Source organism: Planktophila warneckei (SeqCode) (assembly GCF_965234675.1).
Lineage (GTDB): Bacteria > Actinomycetota > Actinomycetes > Nanopelagicales > Nanopelagicaceae > Planktophila > Planktophila warneckei.
Genome location: NZ_OZ248350.1, coordinates 162832 through 179718, shown reverse-complemented (window position 1 = coordinate 179718; position 16887 = coordinate 162832). Strand labels below are relative to the sequence as shown.

The 16887-nt window shown below is 45.5% G+C and carries 21 protein-coding genes; 1 reads left to right on the top strand and 20 read right to left on the bottom strand.

The genetic code is table 11. The features are described 5' to 3' along the window. Positions 1-120: 120 nt before the first annotated feature. The 14 genes from AC8GFU_RS00960 to AC8GFU_RS00895 are packed head-to-tail and all read right to left on the bottom strand — an operon-like array spanning position 121 to position 9928. Positions 121-891 (bottom strand): class I SAM-dependent methyltransferase, encoded by a 771-nt coding sequence (locus AC8GFU_RS00960; protein WP_506626648.1) that lies wholly within the window; start codon positions 889-891, stop codon positions 121-123. Then, on the bottom strand, positions 888-1256 hold the full coding sequence (gene trxA / locus AC8GFU_RS00955) for a thioredoxin (RefSeq protein WP_506626647.1): 369 nt from the start codon (positions 1254-1256) through the stop codon (positions 888-890). Before trxA ends, AC8GFU_RS00960 begins: the two co-directional genes overlap by 4 nt. A gap of 3 nt (positions 1257-1259) precedes the next feature. Then, positions 1260-1430, bottom strand: a complete 171-nt coding sequence (locus AC8GFU_RS00950; protein WP_506626646.1) for a DUF8730 family Cys-rich protein — start codon at positions 1428-1430, stop codon at positions 1260-1262. Positions 1431-1441: 11 nt separating this feature from the next. Further along, on the bottom strand, positions 1442-3070 hold the full coding sequence (locus AC8GFU_RS00945; protein WP_506626645.1) for an FAD-dependent oxidoreductase: 1629 nt from the start codon (positions 3068-3070) through the stop codon (positions 1442-1444). After that, positions 3070-3456 carry a rhodanese-like domain-containing protein gene (locus tag AC8GFU_RS00940; RefSeq protein WP_506626644.1) on the bottom strand — a complete coding sequence of 129 codons (387 nt, stop codon included), beginning with the start codon at positions 3454-3456 and terminating at the stop codon, positions 3070-3072. Before AC8GFU_RS00940 ends, AC8GFU_RS00945 begins: the two co-directional genes overlap by 1 nt. An 11-nt stretch (positions 3457-3467) precedes the next feature. Continuing rightward, the gene (locus AC8GFU_RS00935; RefSeq protein ID WP_506626643.1) at positions 3468-3755 is read right to left on the bottom strand and encodes a metal-sensitive transcriptional regulator; all 288 of its coding nucleotides are present in this window, start codon (positions 3753-3755) and stop codon (positions 3468-3470) included. 2 nt (positions 3756-3757) lie between these two features. Further along, positions 3758-3913, bottom strand: a complete 156-nt coding sequence (locus tag AC8GFU_RS00930) for a hypothetical protein (protein ID WP_506626642.1) — start codon at positions 3911-3913, stop codon at positions 3758-3760. A 13-nt stretch (positions 3914-3926) separates the two neighbouring features. Then, complete coding sequence (locus AC8GFU_RS00925; protein WP_506626641.1) at positions 3927-5384, bottom strand: NAD(P)/FAD-dependent oxidoreductase; 1458 nt, start codon at positions 5382-5384, stop codon at positions 3927-3929. A 5-nt stretch (positions 5385-5389) separates the two neighbouring features. Beyond that, entirely contained in the window at positions 5390-5503 is a 114-nt protein-coding gene (locus tag AC8GFU_RS00920; protein WP_506626640.1) for a DUF8730 family Cys-rich protein, read from the bottom strand. Between the two features lie 59 nt (positions 5504-5562). Next, positions 5563-6555, bottom strand: a complete 993-nt coding sequence (locus AC8GFU_RS00915) for a YeiH family protein (RefSeq protein ID WP_506626639.1) — start codon at positions 6553-6555, stop codon at positions 5563-5565. Further along, positions 6556-7542 (bottom strand): Ldh family oxidoreductase, encoded by a 987-nt coding sequence (locus tag AC8GFU_RS00910; protein WP_506626638.1) that lies wholly within the window; start codon positions 7540-7542, stop codon positions 6556-6558. Then, positions 7543-8481, bottom strand: a complete 939-nt coding sequence (locus AC8GFU_RS00905) for an NAD(P)-dependent oxidoreductase (protein ID WP_506626637.1) — start codon at positions 8479-8481, stop codon at positions 7543-7545. Continuing rightward, on the bottom strand, positions 8481-9647 hold the full coding sequence (locus AC8GFU_RS00900) for a UxaA family hydrolase (protein ID WP_506626636.1): 1167 nt from the start codon (positions 9645-9647) through the stop codon (positions 8481-8483). Before AC8GFU_RS00900 ends, AC8GFU_RS00905 begins: the two co-directional genes overlap by 1 nt. After that, positions 9626-9928: a UxaA family hydrolase gene (locus tag AC8GFU_RS00895; protein ID WP_506626635.1), complete on the bottom strand. Its 303-nt coding sequence runs from the start codon at positions 9926-9928 to the stop codon at positions 9626-9628. Before AC8GFU_RS00895 ends, AC8GFU_RS00900 begins: the two co-directional genes overlap by 22 nt. Positions 9929-10054: 126 nt before the next feature. Between AC8GFU_RS00895 and AC8GFU_RS00890 the strand changes: the two genes are divergently transcribed. Next, complete coding sequence (locus tag AC8GFU_RS00890; protein ID WP_506626634.1) at positions 10055-11158, top strand: Gfo/Idh/MocA family protein; 1104 nt, start codon at positions 10055-10057, stop codon at positions 11156-11158. Here AC8GFU_RS00890 and AC8GFU_RS00885 read toward each other — a convergent pair. The 6 genes from AC8GFU_RS00885 to AC8GFU_RS00860 all read right to left on the bottom strand — a co-directional run bounded on the left by AC8GFU_RS00885 (position 11155) and on the right by AC8GFU_RS00860 (position 16869). After that, the gene (locus AC8GFU_RS00885) at positions 11155-12039 is read right to left on the bottom strand and encodes a hypothetical protein (protein WP_506626633.1); all 885 of its coding nucleotides are present in this window, start codon (positions 12037-12039) and stop codon (positions 11155-11157) included. The genes AC8GFU_RS00890 and AC8GFU_RS00885 overlap by 4 nt on opposite strands. Continuing rightward, the gene (locus AC8GFU_RS00880; RefSeq protein WP_506626632.1) at positions 12036-12929 is read right to left on the bottom strand and encodes a carbohydrate kinase family protein; all 894 of its coding nucleotides are present in this window, start codon (positions 12927-12929) and stop codon (positions 12036-12038) included. The genes AC8GFU_RS00885 and AC8GFU_RS00880 overlap by 4 nt, the downstream gene beginning before the upstream one ends. Next, complete coding sequence (locus tag AC8GFU_RS00875; protein ID WP_506626631.1) at positions 12926-13639, bottom strand: FadR/GntR family transcriptional regulator; 714 nt, start codon at positions 13637-13639, stop codon at positions 12926-12928. Before AC8GFU_RS00875 ends, AC8GFU_RS00880 begins: the two co-directional genes overlap by 4 nt. 2 nt (positions 13640-13641) lie before the next feature. Continuing rightward, positions 13642-14457, bottom strand: a complete 816-nt coding sequence (locus AC8GFU_RS00870) for a carbohydrate ABC transporter permease (protein WP_506626630.1) — start codon at positions 14455-14457, stop codon at positions 13642-13644. Beyond that, the gene (locus AC8GFU_RS00865; protein WP_506626629.1) at positions 14454-15302 is read right to left on the bottom strand and encodes a carbohydrate ABC transporter permease; all 849 of its coding nucleotides are present in this window, start codon (positions 15300-15302) and stop codon (positions 14454-14456) included. Before AC8GFU_RS00865 ends, AC8GFU_RS00870 begins: the two co-directional genes overlap by 4 nt. Positions 15303-15417: 115 nt before the next feature. After that, positions 15418-16869, bottom strand: coding sequence for an ABC transporter substrate-binding protein (locus AC8GFU_RS00860; protein WP_506626628.1), 1452 nt, complete (start codon positions 16867-16869; stop codon positions 15418-15420). Positions 16870-16887: the final 18 nt, after the last annotated feature.

Below are 16887 nucleotides of genomic sequence, written 5' to 3'. Positions count from 1 at the left end.
GGGTTTTGAGGGGTCAAAGCCCTTGGACGTATGGAAATCTACGCTTGCCTAGGGTGATTTCATAGGAAGTATTGGTAACGATTCGGTGACGATTGACCATCCATTTGTTGCACTTCTTGCTTAAATATCCCACCAAATCGTTGCCAAAGGGCGAATCTCAGATGGTGGATTCTCCTGCAGGAATATCCTCACATCCGCCACTTTTTCTTGCGGAAGGCAGAGGCGAATTCGTGTGAAACCAACCGCTTCATCCAAATCGCGTTCCTGCCTTAATTTTCCATCCCACAATTGCAGATGAGCATTAATTCCCATCTCTTTCAATACTTCAATTAAATCTTGTGGTGTCGGTGCACTTGGCCGATCTAAGTTCCAGAAATGTTTCCACGCTGAACTCAAATTTGAAAGCGGGTGATGTTGTGGCATTTCAATTACAACCCTTTTTCGTGCATGCGAATTCATTGCAGTGATAAACGGAACTATCTCTTGCACGTTGTAGACGACGTGATGTGCAACTGCAACATCGGCAACTTCAACGTTCTCTGCAACCGCTGGCCAAAACCCGTCATGCACAATTGAATCCACATGTCGGTCTTGTGCATTTTGGGTAAACATCTGCAGCATTTCTGGTTGATGATCAACGCCAATAACTTTTCCCGCTTTGCTTCCCATTGCAAATGCAGCAATACCTCCACCGCAACCAATATCTAAAATTGATCCATCGACAGGCAATGAATCAAACGCTTTTTGATGAGATGGCGTTAACTCTATTTGTTTCGGAATTTGAAATAGTGCAGGTGGATGTATCCAGGGAGACTCTGGGGCTTGTTCAATAATTTCTTGAGGGATTGCCCAAGCTTCTAAATCTCTCTTCCACTTTTCAGAAGCGCTCATTTCTTTTCTGCATCTGCAGCAATTTCCTTGCGAATCTCATCCATATCTAGCGCTGACACTTGTGCAATCAAATCATCTAATGCTGATCCAGGAAGAGCACCTGGTTGGCTAAACAGAAGGAGCCCATCACGAAAGATCATGAGCGTTGGAATCGAAGTGATTCCCGCAGCTGCAGCCAAGTTCTGTTCTGCTTCTGTATCAACCTTGGCAAAGGTTAGATCTGGATACTTTTCAGATGCTGCTTCATAAACTGGAGCAAATGATCGACAAGGTCCACACCAAGCAGCCCAAAAATCAACTAAAACAATGCCTTCTTTGAGGATGAGCTCCTCAAACTGAGCTTCAGTTACATTAATTGCTGCCATCCTTTAGGACTTCTTACCAAACATCTTGCTGAAGAATCCTGGCTCCTTTGGATCATTTGCATGACCCTGGCAACGATCCTTCTTTGCAACACCCTTAAGTGCAATCTCAATATGTTGACCACAGCCACTCCATGATGGCTTTCCACATTTACGACAGGTAGTTCTGCTGCACATAATCTTCTCCTTTAGTTAGTTGCTGCTGGTGAATTAATCCAGGTGAGATACCCACCATCAAGATTTACTGCGTTGAAACCAAGTTCCTTGAGAAGCATTGATCCCGTATGACCACGAAGACCAACTTGGCAGTTCACAAGAATGTTCTTGTTCTTAAGTTCTGATTGGCGTTCGCGAATTTCATCAACTGGAATATTGATCGCTCCCGGAATCATTCCGCGGCCACATTCAGCCTGAGAACGAACATCAAGAAGTTCATATCCCTTTGCGCGATACTCCTCGATCTGATCCCATTGAGCGACCTTTGACAAACCTGACACAACATTTTCGGCAACATAACCAAGCATGTTTACTGGATCCTTCGCTGAACCAAATGGTGGAGCATAAGCAAGCTCTAAATCTGCAAGCTCTGGTGCAGTAATGCCGCCGCGAATTGCAGTTGCAATTACATCGATGCGCTTGTCTACGCCTTCAATTCCAACACCTTGTGCGCCAAGAATTTCACCAGTCTTTGGATGAAAGATCAGCTTTAAAGTCATCTGCTTTGCATCTGGGTAATAACCAGCATGTGAATTTGGATGAATATGAATAGCTTGATGATCGCGGTTTGCGGCCTTTAAGCGCTTTTCATTCCAACCAGTTGTAGCGATCATTAAGTCAAAGACTTTAACGATGGCGGTACCGATGGTTTTGACTGGGCGAACCGTTAATCCGCAGATGTGATCGGCAACAACACGTCCATGTCGATTAGCAAGATTTGCCAGTGGAACCAATGTTGCATTTCCATCTAGGGCATCTGTCTTTTCGGCAGCATCGCCAACCGCATAAATGTCGGGGTTGCTAGTGCGATTGAAGTCATCAACCTTAATTCCATTGCGAGTTCCAATTTCAAGTCCTGCTGCTTTAGCTAAGCCAATTTCAGGACGTACGCCAATAGCCAAAATAACTATTTCAGCCGGAAGCTTTTCGCCATTTGCTAACTCAACTGAATCTTCGGAGATTGAAACAACGCTTGATCCCAGGCGCAGATCAACATTGTGTGAACGCATCTCCTTTGCAACCAAGGTCGCAAGCTCTGGGTCTAAAGGCATAAGTACTTGATCTGTTGCTTCGACCAAGGCGGTTGGAATATTGCGATGAATTAGATTCTCGGCGATTTCCACGCCAATGAATCCTCCACCGATAACTACTGCGCTTGCCGGCTTTTTGCCAACACTTGCGGCAATTCTTTCGACATCTTCAACAGTGCGAAGTGTCATTCCGCGTTCAATACCCGGGATTGGAGGAACAGCTGGTGCTGCACCAGGGCTAAGAATTAGCTTGTCGTAATCAAGTTCTGCTGTTTCGCCAGTTACTAGATTCTTAATCGCAACAGTTTTCTTACTTGGGTTAATTGCTAAAACTTCGGTGCTAACACGAACATCTAGACGAAAGCGCGCGTGAAGACTTGCGGGTGTTTGAAGCAGTAAATCTTTCTCTTCTTCGATTACTCCGCCAACATAATATGGCAGGCCACAATTCGCATAAGAAACATGGCCGCTTTTTTCAATGACAATGATTTCGGCAGATGCATCTAGGCGACGAAGGCGCGTTGCCGCAGACATGCCACCCGCAACTCCACCAATAACAACAATGCGCATTAGTTGTTGACCAGCATCATTCCTGAATTTGTCCAGTCGATGATTCCGCCATTGAGGTTGTAAACATTATGAAATCCAGCGTCATGCATGATTGCTACTGCTTGACCTGAACGATTGCCACTTCGGCAATACACAGCATAGGTGCCGTTCTTATCAAGAGTTGAAATCTCATTTTCGAAATTTCCACTCTCAAAATCAATGTTTTGAGCGCCTTGAATGTGACCTGTCATAAATTCACCTGGAGTGCGAACATCGACTGTGACTACACCAGCTTCTGCAATCTTTTTTGAGAACTCTGAAACATTCATATTTGTGACTCCTGCAGCGCTAGATGAACAACCTGCAAGTAAGAGCAAACCTGCCATTAATGCCAATAGTTTTTTCATTTCTTTCTCCCTTACGCAAGACTTAAGAACAGTTTTTGTAGTTGAGCAGTGACCGCATCAGAATTATTCTTACCTTCAACAAGGCATTCCTTGAGACTGGCGGAAATTAAAGTGAACGCAGCTGTATTAACCGCCTTTGAAACCGCTGACATCTGGGTAACAATCTCTTCGCAGTTTCGACCTTCTTCAAGCATGCGTGCCACAGCCCCTAATTGGCCCTGAGCGCGCTTAATTCGCTTAGCGATTGCGACTAGTTGTTCTTCATCAGAGAGTACGTGTGAGATTTTCTTCGTTGCCATATTTACCCCTTTTGGTGATGACCCTTACGGATCATGTTGAGCATCTTGATGTTAATTGCGACAAATCGCCAAAGTTGAATCACAAGATTCTTTCGAAAACGCAGGGTCTTCTCAGTAGGTAGTGGTGCGTGAGCAATTGAATCATTTGGATTTTCCATTATTTGCTCCCCTTTATTCCGGAATGAACTGCCAGCCAGGACGGCCTTTGGCTTTGTAGATGAACATGTAATGAAGTAATAGTTTGATCCAGTGTCCGCTGAGTCCAATCTCTCCGTAAGTATCTTTCAAACTGCGACCGGTATTTGGATACTTTTCATAATCTGGAACGATTGGAAACATTGTCATTGCGGCAGCTGAACCTTGAGTTAATCCAGATCCAGATGAAGCAACACAAGCTGCTCCCATCTTTGCCATTGAAGCCGAGTGAGCTTCTGCTTGTGGTCCCTTATTCAACAATTCCTTAATTGTCAGAATTGCAAGCTTGCCCATAATTCCAGATGGCATTCCAGTGCGCGGAGGTGAAGGCGCAATCACTGTTCCGTTGGGAGATTTACGAGGCTTTGAAATTTGATGAGGTGGCGCAAATGCAATTCCCACCGCAAAAATATTTGGATGGCTTGGATTGCGATATGTGCTTGGCCAATCTGATGCTTTCCACTCTTCATACGGCTTTCCTGAATAGTCGGCATCAACTTTCATGAAACCGCTTGGAGCAAAGATCGTTGATGAAATATCCTCACCGGCCTTATTAAATGCCTTTAGATCTACTCCTCTGAATGGTGGAAGCAGCATTGCAAAGTCAAAGTTCAATACATCTTTGGTGCCATCAACTTGCTCGTAGTAAACCTTGCCGGCTTCGACTTTTTCGACATGCGCACCAAGAATTGCGCGTACGCCTCGTTCACGGAATAAAGATTCAGTCCATAACTTACTTGTTGTTTGGAAACCTCTTTGGGTAAAGATCATTCCACCAACACCAAAATCGCCTAATTCATACTCATTGGTGATGTAAACCAGGTCTGCCATATCGCGCACGCCTGCCATTCGCAGTTCGTGATCGACATTAAATGTGTACTCGAATGCAGCGCCTTCACATGTGCATGTTCCATGACCAACGCCGATAGCGAGAGTTTGTTTTTCTCCAGCCTTCATTCGTGCAATTATTTTTTGTAAAGCCTCGGCTGCATCAACAGCATGACCAGCTGTGCAAACAGAAACCGTGTGTCCATCAGGTCCAAGTCCCTCGGTTGCCGCAAAGTTAAGTTTTGGGCCAGTTGCATTTACTAGGAAGTCGTATTCGATTCTTCCAATTTCATTTGTCTTTGTTGGATCGGTGTATGAGACCTCCACGAAAGGCGCAGCTGTTGTTGCATCACCTTCTGGATAAATACTTTTAGCCAGAGCTTGGTGGAATTCAATTCCCTTGCGCCTGTAAACAGGTGCTAGAGGGAACAGAACTTGTTCCTTCTGCATCTTGCCAACGCCAACCCAGATATTTGATGGAATCCAGTTGTAATTTGAATTTGGAGAAATTACAACAATTTGATTGTTCTTTCCCAAAAGGCGCTTTGCGTGAAGTGCAGCTGTATGGCCTGCAATTCCGGCACCGAGAATGACGATTCGCGACATTTAGATCAGCACTTGCAACGATCTGCTTCTGGAACTCCAGCTAGCGCTTCTTCAATATGTTGTCCGCAGCCTGACCAGGTCGCCTTCTTGCAAACATGACATGTAACGCGTGAGCACATCTTTATATCTCCTTAGTTGATTGCCTAAGGAAAAAGTACCATACCCCCGGGGGTATATGTCAAAGACCGGTAATCTTCACCGCGGCCAGCGCTACGCCTGCCACGATCACCCAAGCGATCATTCCCATAGCCATCGGGCGTGGGCCAATTGCGCGAATCGCCTTCCAGCGGACACCTGAACCTAGAGCCACTAATCCTGCACCAAGCATTAACTTGCTAGTGAAAACAATGTCAGCCAATAAGCGCGCATTGATTTCTACCAGATTGTGAAAAGTTGCTACCGCGATAAAGCCCAAAACAAAGTAAGGAATTAGTGGAACCTTCGCTGAAGTTGTCTCTGACTTTCCTTGTGAGGTTAACCAGCGGCGGTGACGAATAGACAAAATTAAAACTATTGGAGCAAGCAGGCATACACGTGCAAGCTTTACAACGATTGCGTACTTGTCTGCTCCATCTCCCCAAACAGATGCGGTTGCGACCACCTGTCCAACATCGTGAACCGCTGCACCTGCCCAAGAACCAAATTCGCGAGTATCAAGATTGAGTGCATGACCAATAAGTGGCAGAAGAAAAATGGAAAGTGTTCCGCACAATGAAATTAACCCGATTGCGTAAGAGGTCTCTTCTTCTGTTGCTCGGGTTTGAGGTCGAATTGCGGCAACTGCGGTTGCACCACAGACTCCAAAGCCAACTCCAATAAGTAATCCGAGATCACCGGACATCTTGAAAAGTTTTGAAAGGCCGAGAATTCCAAAGATGGTAAAGGTGACCACAATTCCGACAGTTAAAACACCTTTAAGACCAATCTCGCGAAGTGATGCAACGCTTACTTGAGCACCAAGTAATGCAACTCCAATACGCATAATTGTCTTACTTGAAAGCTTTGTTGCGGGTGCTGCAAAAGTTGGCCATTGCACAAAGTTTGCGACAATAAATCCAAAGGCGACGCACAAGGCCAAAGGACTTATGGCTGATTGAATATGGTTAATTTCAAAGGCAAGGGCCACTAGCGCTGCAATGAGTGCAAAGCCTGGCACATATGTCTTAACCACTTAGAAACCTAACTGTGCGAATACTTGATCGGTAATAGTGATCTCATCTGAATCATTGAGTTTTTCTGGGTTAACTCGGTTGGATCCTGGTAGACGACCACCTGCGGCCTTTACTTCATCAGCAAATTCCGCTGTTCTGCCAGTATTTCCATCTACAGAAAGCTTGGCAGCATCGATAGCGATAACAAAGTGTGAAATTTGCTGTGGCAACGCATCTTGGCTAGCTGCAAACATATCTGGAATATTCTTTGCCAAAGTTGGTCCAATCAACATTCCTGTTAATGATTCAACTAAAACCGCAACTGCATAGCCTTTAACTCCACCAAGTGGCGCAAGCATTCCTGCAAGCGCTTCTTTTGCATCAGTTGTAGGAGCGCCATCTTTTGTAAATGCCCAACCTGGTTCTAGCTCTGCACCTGCTTGCGCCTTTGCCTGAATCTTTCCGCGAGCAACAGCACTAGTTGCAAGGTCGACAACAGTTGGTGGGTTTGTTGGAATACCAGCTGCGATTGGTGAAGTTGAAAGCAATGCTTTATTTCCGCCCCATGGTGGCATGACGGCGGGGCCAGTACTAAATGCAATTCCTACTAATCCACGATTGATCATGGGCCATACATAAATTCCTAATGCACCGCAGTGATTGGAACGACCAACACCGACTGCAGCAACTCCATTAACCATCGCACGCTCTGATGCAAGTTCTGCAGCCTTTTGCAACTGCCAGTGTCCCAAACCATCATCGCCATCAAATACAACAAGACTTGGAAGATCTGTAACAGTTTTCAACTGCGCAGTTGGATTGATGCCACCTGCTTGTAAGCGAGCAAGATAAAAAGGTAAACGCATTAAGCCATGGCTACCAATGCCCCATCGATCACTTGCAACAATGCAACGAGCTGTTGTTTCAGCCTCGTTGGCCGGAACTCCTGCCGCCTCCAACAATGAAGTTGCTTTTTCGATTGCTGAACCGACAGTTAATTGAGGCATTTAGTTACTGCTTTCCTTTAGCGCACCCACTGCATGTGTTGCAGCCTTCGAATTAAGTACTAATTGGATATTTGAAGTAAGAATCTCATTGATTCGAAGCTGGCTTTGGCTAGTAATTCCAGCAACATGTGGGGTCAGAATCAGATTTGGAATCTCTTCCATATCCCCCTTTGTAGGTGGCTCCTGTGCGCGCACATCAAGTGCAGCCCCAGCAATAGTTTTAGCCTTTAAAGCCGCCATCAAATCCGCTTCATTGATAACTTCTCCGCGACCAACATTGACGATGATGGCATCTGATTTCATCAACGCTAATGATGCAGCGTTAATGCTGCCATTTGTTTCAGCTGTTGATGGCATATGAATGCTGACTACATCACTGCGCTTTAAAACTTCTTCAAATGTGGTTAGTTCGACTCCAGGTACATTTTTTGCATATGGGTCATATCCAAGTACTGGACAACCAAAACCTTGTAATAGCTTTGCAGTTGCCAATCCTGTTGCACCACAGCCAAGCAATCCCCACGTTAAACCAGAGAGTTCGCGACCGGGAGTGCGTACCCATCCACCGTTGCGGGTAGCAACATCGTGACCCGGAACGTTGCGTAACAATGCAAGTGCAAGCCCAAGTGTTAATTCACCAACGCTGACAGCGTTTGCACCTAAACCTGCAACAACAACTACACCTGCTGCATCTGCAGCTTTAATATCAATATTGTCTAAACCAACTCCTGCTCGAGCAATCACCTTTAACTTCGGTGCAGCTGCAATTACATCTGCAGTTACCTTTGTGCGATTGCGAACAACGAGAGCGGTTGCATCCTTTAGCGATGATTTAAGTTCTTCAGGGTTATTCCACAAATCATCATTTCTAAGAATGGGAAAACTCCCTTCCAGTGCTTGGAAGGGAGCTCCCCATACATCTTCAGAGATCAGAATCATTATGCAGAGATGTACAACTTTGTGAATGTGAACTCACGGTGTCCCATTACTTCTGCCTTACATAGACGACCGTTAACAGTGTCATAAATGACATCCATCATCATGTCGCCAGCCTTCTTAAGGTCATACTCGTAACGAAGCAACCCTGAGACATCAAGGTCGATGTGCTCTGTCATTGATTTTGCAGTCTTGATATTTGCAGTCAACTTCAATACTGGAACGATTGGGTTACCAATAACGTTTCCTTGTCCTGTTGGGAACAAGTGAATAACCGCTCCACCAGCTGCCATCAGAGTTACGCACTCTGCCGCTGCTGATGATGAATCCATGAAGTACAAGCCAGGGTTAGCTGGATTAGGCATTTCTGCAGGCTTTAGAACACCAACAACTGGAACTGATCCAGTCTTTGCAATGTTTCCAAGCGCCTTCTCTTCAATAGTTGTTAAACCACCAGCGATGTTTCCTTGTGTTGGCTGTGAGCCAAGCAGGTTTGCGCCAGTTGCTTCAATAACCTTGATGTAGTTGTCATATGTGGTCTGGAACAACTCACGAGTTGCTGCATCGATGCAACGCTCTGCAATAAGGTGCTCGCCACCTGTTAGCTCAGATGTTTCGCCGAAGAAAACAGATCCGCCAGCTTCAACCCAGCGATCAACCGCCTGTGAAGTTGTTGGGCAAGAACCAAGACCAGATGTTGTATCTGATTCGCCGCACTTAACTGACATGATCATGTCGCCCATTTCAGCTTCTGTGCGAACAAGACCTGATGCATCTTGTAGGAACATTGCTGCTACTCGGCTAGCTTCCTGAATAACTTGTAGGTCACCCTTGCCTTCGATTGAAAATGCTGCAACTGGCTTACCAGTCTTTGCAATTCCATCCGCAACACGTTGTGTCCACTTTGGTTCGATACCAATAACAACAACCGCTGCAACGTTAGCATTAACGCCAGTTCCAATGAGTGTGTCAAAAGTTAGTTGTAGATCTTCACCAAATTGCAGGCGACCAAATGCGTGAGGTAGTGCCATTGTGCCTGGAATAACTTTTGCAACAGCTTCTGCAGCCGCATTTGAAAGATCATCGAGAGGCAAAATAATTACGTGATTGCGGATACCCATAGCGCCGTTTTCGCGGCGGTATCCCATTAAGCGCGGCTTGCTTCCCATCGATAACTCCTCATGTTGTGTGTGTGAATGTAATCGCCCTTTTTGATGGCAGCTGATGCAAGTCCGACTTTGATGCCGTACTTAATGATTGCGTCGCCCTCAGCAAGATCTGTGAGTGCAAATTTGTGTCCTAGCGGAATCGCGTGGTTAAGCACCGCGGTGCCCTCGGTTCCTTCCTTCACGGAACGACCGTGAAGAGTTCCTGGTTGCAGATCTGTCATTGCAACAGCGACATTGTCGCCATCATGATGAAGCAGATACTGCGGTGGAGTTATTGCCATATCTACACATGCCTCTCTTCGCATATAAATGGGTAGTGGTCTGACCTCTTGCCGTACTCTAGGACAGTTGAGCGTGTTTCGTCTACCCCCCTGCCCAAATTTCTTGAAGTGGTCTAACCTGTTGCCATGAAAACAGAGCTTCGGTACGGGATTATCGGCGCGGGCAGCATGGGCCGCGAGCATATTGAGAACATTAAGGTCATGGGCGGGGCTGCGGTCACCGCGATCAGCGACCCTCACACGCCATCCCAAGAAGCCGCCCTTGCCATGGCACCTGGCGCAAAGGTGTTCTCTGATCACCGAGCCCTTCTGGAATCAGGATTGGTGGATGCGGTTGTTATCGCAACTCCCAATGACACCCATGCCGCGGTTTTGAAGGATGTACTTGAAAGTGATTTAGCGGTTTTTGTTGAGAAGCCACTTGCTACAACTGTTGAAGATTTGAAATTAATTCTTGCGTGGGATGAAAAGCGCAGCGCGATGACATGGATGGGACTTGAGTACCGATTCATGCCACCTGTTGCTGAAGCTATTGCTCGTGCCAAAGAAGGCGAAGCAGGAAAGATTCATCAAGTTTCAATTCGCGAACATCGCGAACCTTTTTATCCAAAGGTTGATAACTGGAATCGATTTGCAGAACGCACCGGCGGAACACTTGTTGAAAAGTGTTGTCACTACTTCAACTTGATGGACATTGTTGTTGGAGAACAACCTGTGCGAGTTTTTGCATCGGGTGGTCAAGCGGTTAATCACCTAGATGAAAAGTACGATGGCAAGCAAGCAGATATGTTGGACAACGCCTATGTTGTTCTTGAGTATGCAAATGGTGCTCGTGGAATGTTGGATCTGTGCATGTTTGGCGAAGGATCATTTGATAAAGAGATTCTGACAATTGTTGGCGATGAAGGAAAAATTGAATCATTCTTACCATCACAAGTTTTACGCGCTTCTCGTCGTGATTCGATTGGAAAGCTATCTGGCTGGAAAACTGGCGCAGCACGTACTCCAGGCAGCGAACAAAAGATTATTCATAACTACGATGTTAAGTACATGGGACACCACTACGGTGCTTCATACATCGAGCACACAAAGTTCCGTGATGCGATTTTGAACTCAACTCCCGCTGAAGTTACCTTGAAAGATGGTGTAACTAGCGTAGTTACGGGCCTTGCTGCTCATAAGAGCATTAATGAAGGCCGCGTAGTTGAAATCAAAGAGCTCTGGGCTTAGTTCCAACTACTCCACGGCTTTGCATGTGTATCAACGATTTCAGCTAGTTGTTCTAGGCGTGGAATAGATACATCGCGAAGCGCCTTTGGGATATCGGCAGAACCGACAATATCGGCCCACACAGCACGGCCTGCTAAGAATCCGCTAGCTCCACCCATGGCGCACGCTTTAACTGCATCATTGAAGAATGGTTGCTTCACTCCATTAGAGAGAACCACCCACGGCGATCCAATCGCTTCTGAGATTCTTTCAGCGTTCTTAGTAACTAAGTTCAAATCACCTTCTCCATGAAATGGAACCTCAGCCTTATAAAGATCAGGCTTCCAAGCCGCCGCTTCGCGAGCAGCAATAATTAACTCTTCTTCGCGATTAAAACTACGTGAAGAATCTGTTGGCGGCTTTACAATAATTTCAATAATTGAAGGTAGACCTGAAACATCGCACAACTTATTAAAATCTTCGACAAGCTTTGCACGCACATCTGGAGATTCATCATTGCGCCACAACACTAAAAACTTTAATCCAACGCTTCCGATTTCGCGCATTCGAATTGGATCGACATCTGGATCAACAGCGGTATCAGTAGCCGCACCTCCAGCTGGTCCAACTAAGAGATCTGCTGCAGCAATTAGGCCGCAACCCCCACGCAACGCTTTCTGATCAATAATTGCATCAATTCCAAACTCTTGATCTACTAAAAGTGCGGAAGCAAAAGGAGAAAGTTCGCGAGCAACATCAACCTTGAACTGCGTCAGTTGTGAATCAGGTACTGGCGTGCTCTGATGCGCAGCAAACATTCCGCGCAACGCTTCACGCTGATCAACAGCAACCATAGCCAAGGCACCAGATGGACGAGCTAAATTAGTAAGTGGTTTTCTCATCGGTGTGCCTCCAGGTATGCATCGAGTTCAGTTGTTGTTGGAATCATTGATTGACCATCAAGACCACGGCAAGAAAGTGCCGCTACCGCATTAGCTCGGCGCATGGATTCTTGAAGTGAGTGCCCTTGAATTATCTGAGCAACAAGCGCACCATGGAATACATCGCCAGCACCTAAAGTGCTTGTTACTTCAACTTTAAAGCCAGGTGCTGTAACTAAGCCTGTTTCTGGTGAATATCCAGCACTTCCTGCCGATCCCTGCGTAGCTACGACTGTGTTTCCCGCTTTCAAAGAATCATTTTCTAACGCGACAGCAAGATCTACACCTGGATAACGCAATGCCATCTGGCGATCAGTTGGGACAAATAGATCAACAACTATTGGATCAAAGCTTTCGACTCCATAACCTGCATCAAAAGAAATCTGAGGTCCTTTTCCACGTGAGACTCCCATTTCATCTAAACGCTGAATTCCAACATGGTCGACATGAAGCCATTGCGCATGTGCGATTAATTTCTTAGCTGCATCATTGATTGGCGCTTGAACAACTGGTTGACGAGTGCTTATAGCGCGCGAACTTCTTTCTTTGGAAGCGACAATGACACTTCCTGCGGTCGACGTAATACCAACTGAAATGCCAGAGGTGTCTACACCTTCGCGCGCAAAGATACTCAATATCTCTTTGCCATCCGCATCATCGCCAATAGTTCCAACGATCGCACTTTTAATTCCTAAACGGCTAAGCGCAACTGCTGCAACTGCTGCTGGTCCTCCACCTGCACGAGAGATTTCTTCGGCGACTACACGCTCATCTTCGGATGGGTACTTGTCTACAAGTGCAATTGTGTCAATCGTAATTACGCCAACGCATACTGCTTGAACTGAACTCAATTGCGATCTTTCTTTTTTGCATCAGCTAATGCTGTTGCACGTGCACCAGTGATGTGCTGAAGGGTTAACTTAGATGCTAACTCACCGTTGCCATTTTCAATAGCGGTAAGGATTTCATTATGTTCATTTCGAGAAATATCTGAACGGCCGGGAAGACGTAGAGTTGTTTCCATCGACATCTTCATTACATCCTGCAAAACATTGAGCGTCTGATTTATAAAACGATTCCCGGCAATTCCCACAATAGTTAAATGGAACTTCGCATCCAGTGACTGAAGCTGGTCATAATCAATCGGTTCAGTCGCTGTGACGGTATCTATCTGATTCAAGGTCGCGCGCAATAGGCGAATATCCTCCTTGGTGGCCTTCTCTGCCGCCCACCTTGAAGCAGGCACTTCAAGTACTTCACGTGCATCAAAGAGTTCGTTGAGTCCATGAGTTTTGGACATCATTGATGCACGAAGCTCTTGTGCGACGATTGGCTCTTGAACAAAGGTTCCTTGTCCATGCTTTATTTGCACCAAACCTTGCGCTTGCAAAATATGAAGCGCTTCTCGCAAGCTTGGACGACTTACCTCTAAGAGATCGGCTAACTGACGCTCTGGAGGAAGTTTGTCGCCTGGATTCAACTTTTGAAGTTCTATTAACTCCATTAACTGGGTTGCGATTCGAGCCGCGCGCTGTGGTGCAAGTTGTGTAATGGCACTCATGTTTACCCCTTAACTGCACCAGCAGTAAGGCCGGCAATAAATGATCGTTGGGCGAAAACATACATGAGAACCATCGGTATAGATGCAAACATGATCGCCGTGAAGAGCATCGAATAACTAGTCGCAAACTCGCCTCGGAAATCGATGAGAGTTAAGGGCAAAGTCTTCTTATCAAGCTGATTGATCAACATCAGTGGGTATAAAAGATCATTCCAGTTAATTACGAAGAGAAAAATTGATGTTGCTCCGATAGCTGGACGCGCCAATGGCATCGCGATGGAGCGGTATACGCGCCAATGATTTGCACCATCAATGCTTGCAACTTCAAAGAGCTCTTTTGGTAGGTCCTTGAAGAATGCTGAGATGATGAATACAGAAATAGGAAGCGTTAGTGCAATATTGACCAAAATCAACCCATATAAAGAGTTGTTTAAATGCAGCTTAGTAAAGAGGGCAAATATCGGAATGATATTTACCTGACCTGGAATCGCTAATCCCAAAGAAAACAGCGCGAACAGAACTTTTCCTGAAATCGTAATTGAACGGGCAATTGTGTACGCGACCAAGCTGGCAAGAATAATTGTAAAGAGAACAGAGAAAACAGCTACAAATACAGAGTTCTTAAATGGGACCCATACGCTTCCGGTTTCAATCAAGGTACGGAAGTTATTGAGATTCCAGTGCTCTGGAAGGGCTAGCGGCTTGGTGTAGATCTCTAGGTCAGTCTTGAATGAACCAAGGACCACAATTGAGCTAGGGACAATTACCGCTGCAGCAAAGATAGTTAAAAGAGTGTTTTTGAAGATTTTATAAATCACTTTTTCACCCCGTCATTTGTACGTAGAACTCGACGTTGCAACCAAGTTACTAGCATTACAAGCAAGACTAAGAAAATTGTTTGTGCTGCTGCATATCCAAACTTGTATCCAACAAACGCGGTGTTATACACAGTCGTGACAAGTAAGTCAGAAGAGTTCAAAGGTCCGCCTTGAGTCATTGAGTAAATCAAATCAAAGGCTCTAAAGGTCTGAATGGTTGTGTATGCAACGACTACCGCGGTAGTTGGCAACGCCATCGGCCATGTCACATTCTTAAATTGCTGCCAACGTGTAGCGCCATCAACCTCTGCAGCCTCATAGAGTTCAGCTGGAATTTGTTGAAGACCAGCAACATAAATGACAACCATTTGTCCTGTGTGGAACCAAACTTGCGTGACAGCGACTGCATAGAGCGAATACTTTGAATCGCCTAGCCAATTGAGGGCAAGATTATCTAGACCTATCGCTTTCAAAGTCGCATTAATAAATCCATAATTTGGATCGTATAAAAATGTCCAAATTAATCCAACCGAGACAGATGAAAGAATTGTCGGGAAAAAGTAAACAGTTCGAAGGAAAATATTTGTCTTCGTATTCTTAATCAAAAATGTTGCAAAAAGAAGAGCTAAGCCTGTCTGAAATATAACCACCAACAATGAGAAACGAATGTTGTTTCCTAGGACCTTCATAAATAGGTCATCATCAGTAAGTAGGTGGACGAAATTCTTAAGGCCTACAAATTCAGGTTTTGTTACTCCATCCCAACGCTGCGTTGAGTACAGCAGATTCGAGAGAGCTGGATACAAATAGAGGAATGAATAAATGAAAATAGCTGGTGCTGCCATGAGCCAAAGAATCTTGGCATCCTTCGGCTTCTTTCTTTTAGGCGCACCAGAGGCACCCTTACCGCGATTGGTAAGGGTGCCCTGGATGCGATCTATAGAAGTAACTATTTACCCCTTAAGAAGAAAGACCCTGTTTGATGGTCTTTGATGTATCAGTCAATGTCTTTGTGACATCTGCTCCACCAGTGATTGCAATTAATGCATCCTCTAGAGGGTTACGAACATTGTTAACGTTGTTGAACAAGAAACGTGGAGCAAGAAGTAGCTTCTTACCCATGATGTCTGAAGTGTTCAATAGGTCGATGTTCGCTGCGTAGTCAACGTTGATGATTGATACGTGCTGTGAAGTTCCAACTGCATATGCCTGAGCATTCTCAGCTTGTGCCAAGAATGACATGAATGACGCTGCAATCTTCTGATCTGTCGAAGATGACTTTGCATTCACGCTCAAGATAAATGTGTTGTTTGTGATTCCCTGGTAAAGAGGCTTTGAGTCAGTTGTAATCAATGACATCATCTTCATCTTTCCTGACATTGCTGGATTGAGCTTTGTAACTGTGCTCATACCGAATGTTCCAGTTGGATAAATAGCAGCCTTTCCAGCAGCAAAATCAGCTGGAGCAACAGTGTCGTTGTAACCAGTTGGGTTAGCTGGGAAGCAACCTGCATCAGCCATCGCCTTGTACTTGTTCGCAATTTCAACGAACCAAGGAGAAAGAAGATCAGCCTTACCTGTATCGATCGCTGTGATGCGATCTGTCAATGTAGCTAGATCTGGTGCTGAGTTCATCAAGAATGAGTTGATGATCTGGCCTGCGTTACCGCGTGTAGCTCCTGGCCATGCGAACGGAATGTATCCCGCAGCCTTTGCAGTCTTACAGAATGCAAGTGTCTGGCTCCAAGTAGCAGGAACTTTCCAACCATTCTTAGCGAAAAGCTCTGCGTTGTATAGAGGGTTGTTAAATAGTGACTGATATGGAAGTCCATATAGCTTTCCATTAACTGTTCCTGGTGTGAGAGCAGAAGAAATTACGTTCTGCTTCATGAAACGCTGGTTTGATAGATCAGCAAGCATTCCGCCTGCGTAGAACTGGTTGAACTGTCCACCGCGGCTTGTTACGAATAGAGCAGCTTTCTTGTTAACGCTGATCTTTGCGTAAGCCAAGTTTGTGTAATCAACAGAAGTCATGATGACCTGATTGATCTTTGTACCTGGGTACTTAGCTTCGTACTTATCGATAATTCCCTGAAGAACTACCTTGTCCTCTGGACGCCAGTGGTGGAATTCAATTGAACCCTTTGGTGGTGTTGAAGTCGCAACTGGTTGAGCATTTGTTGATCCAAGGCGTACACGCTGCCATGTCAACTTGCCGTTAGATGCTTGTGAACAAATAAGTGATGTTGTTGATTGTCCTGTGCTTACGCCTTCTGTTGTACAAACCTTGCCGAATGCTGGAGCATCGGCAGCATTTGAAACTGCAAGTGGAGTGATAACAAGTGCCGCAGCAACTGTTGCAACTACACCAGCACGGAGTGAAGCAAAGGCTTTGTGTCCTTTAGTTTTCATTTTTATCCTTGCTTTCGA

Coding starts and splice junctions, on each gene's coding strand:
- AC8GFU_RS00960 (WP_506626648.1), bottom strand. CDS start 891: ATGAGCGCTTCTGAAAAGTGGAAGAGAGATTTAGAAGCTTGGGCAATC.
- trxA (WP_506626647.1), bottom strand. CDS start 1,256: ATGGCAGCAATTAATGTAACTGAAGCTCAGTTTGAGGAGCTCATCCTC.
- AC8GFU_RS00950 (WP_506626646.1), bottom strand. CDS start 1,430: ATGTGCAGCAGAACTACCTGTCGTAAATGTGGAAAGCCATCATGGAGT.
- AC8GFU_RS00945 (WP_506626645.1), bottom strand. CDS start 3,070: ATGCGCATTGTTGTTATTGGTGGAGTTGCGGGTGGCATGTCTGCGGCA.
- AC8GFU_RS00940 (WP_506626644.1), bottom strand. CDS start 3,456: ATGAAAAAACTATTGGCATTAATGGCAGGTTTGCTCTTACTTGCAGGT.
- AC8GFU_RS00935 (WP_506626643.1), bottom strand. CDS start 3,755: ATGGCAACGAAGAAAATCTCACACGTACTCTCTGATGAAGAACAACTA.
- AC8GFU_RS00930 (WP_506626642.1), bottom strand. CDS start 3,913: ATGGAAAATCCAAATGATTCAATTGCTCACGCACCACTACCTACTGAG.
- AC8GFU_RS00925 (WP_506626641.1), bottom strand. CDS start 5,384: ATGTCGCGAATCGTCATTCTCGGTGCCGGAATTGCAGGCCATACAGCT.
- AC8GFU_RS00920 (WP_506626640.1), bottom strand. CDS start 5,503: ATGTGCTCACGCGTTACATGTCATGTTTGCAAGAAGGCGACCTGGTCA.
- AC8GFU_RS00910 (WP_506626638.1), bottom strand. CDS start 7,542: ATGCCTCAATTAACTGTCGGTTCAGCAATCGAAAAAGCAACTTCATTG.
- AC8GFU_RS00905 (WP_506626637.1), bottom strand. CDS start 8,481: ATGATTCTGATCTCTGAAGATGTATGGGGAGCTCCCTTCCAAGCACTG.
- AC8GFU_RS00900 (WP_506626636.1), bottom strand. CDS start 9,647: ATGGGAAGCAAGCCGCGCTTAATGGGATACCGCCGCGAAAACGGCGCT.
- AC8GFU_RS00895 (WP_506626635.1), bottom strand. CDS start 9,928: ATGGCAATAACTCCACCGCAGTATCTGCTTCATCATGATGGCGACAAT.
- AC8GFU_RS00890 (WP_506626634.1), top strand. CDS start 10,055: ATGAAAACAGAGCTTCGGTACGGGATTATCGGCGCGGGCAGCATGGGC.
- AC8GFU_RS00885 (WP_506626633.1), bottom strand. CDS start 12,039: ATGAGAAAACCACTTACTAATTTAGCTCGTCCATCTGGTGCCTTGGCT.
- AC8GFU_RS00875 (WP_506626631.1), bottom strand. CDS start 13,639: ATGAGTGCCATTACACAACTTGCACCACAGCGCGCGGCTCGAATCGCA.
- AC8GFU_RS00865 (WP_506626629.1), bottom strand. CDS start 15,302: ATGGCAGCACCAGCTATTTTCATTTATTCATTCCTCTATTTGTATCCA.
- AC8GFU_RS00860 (WP_506626628.1), bottom strand. CDS start 16,869: ATGAAAACTAAAGGACACAAAGCCTTTGCTTCACTCCGTGCTGGTGTA.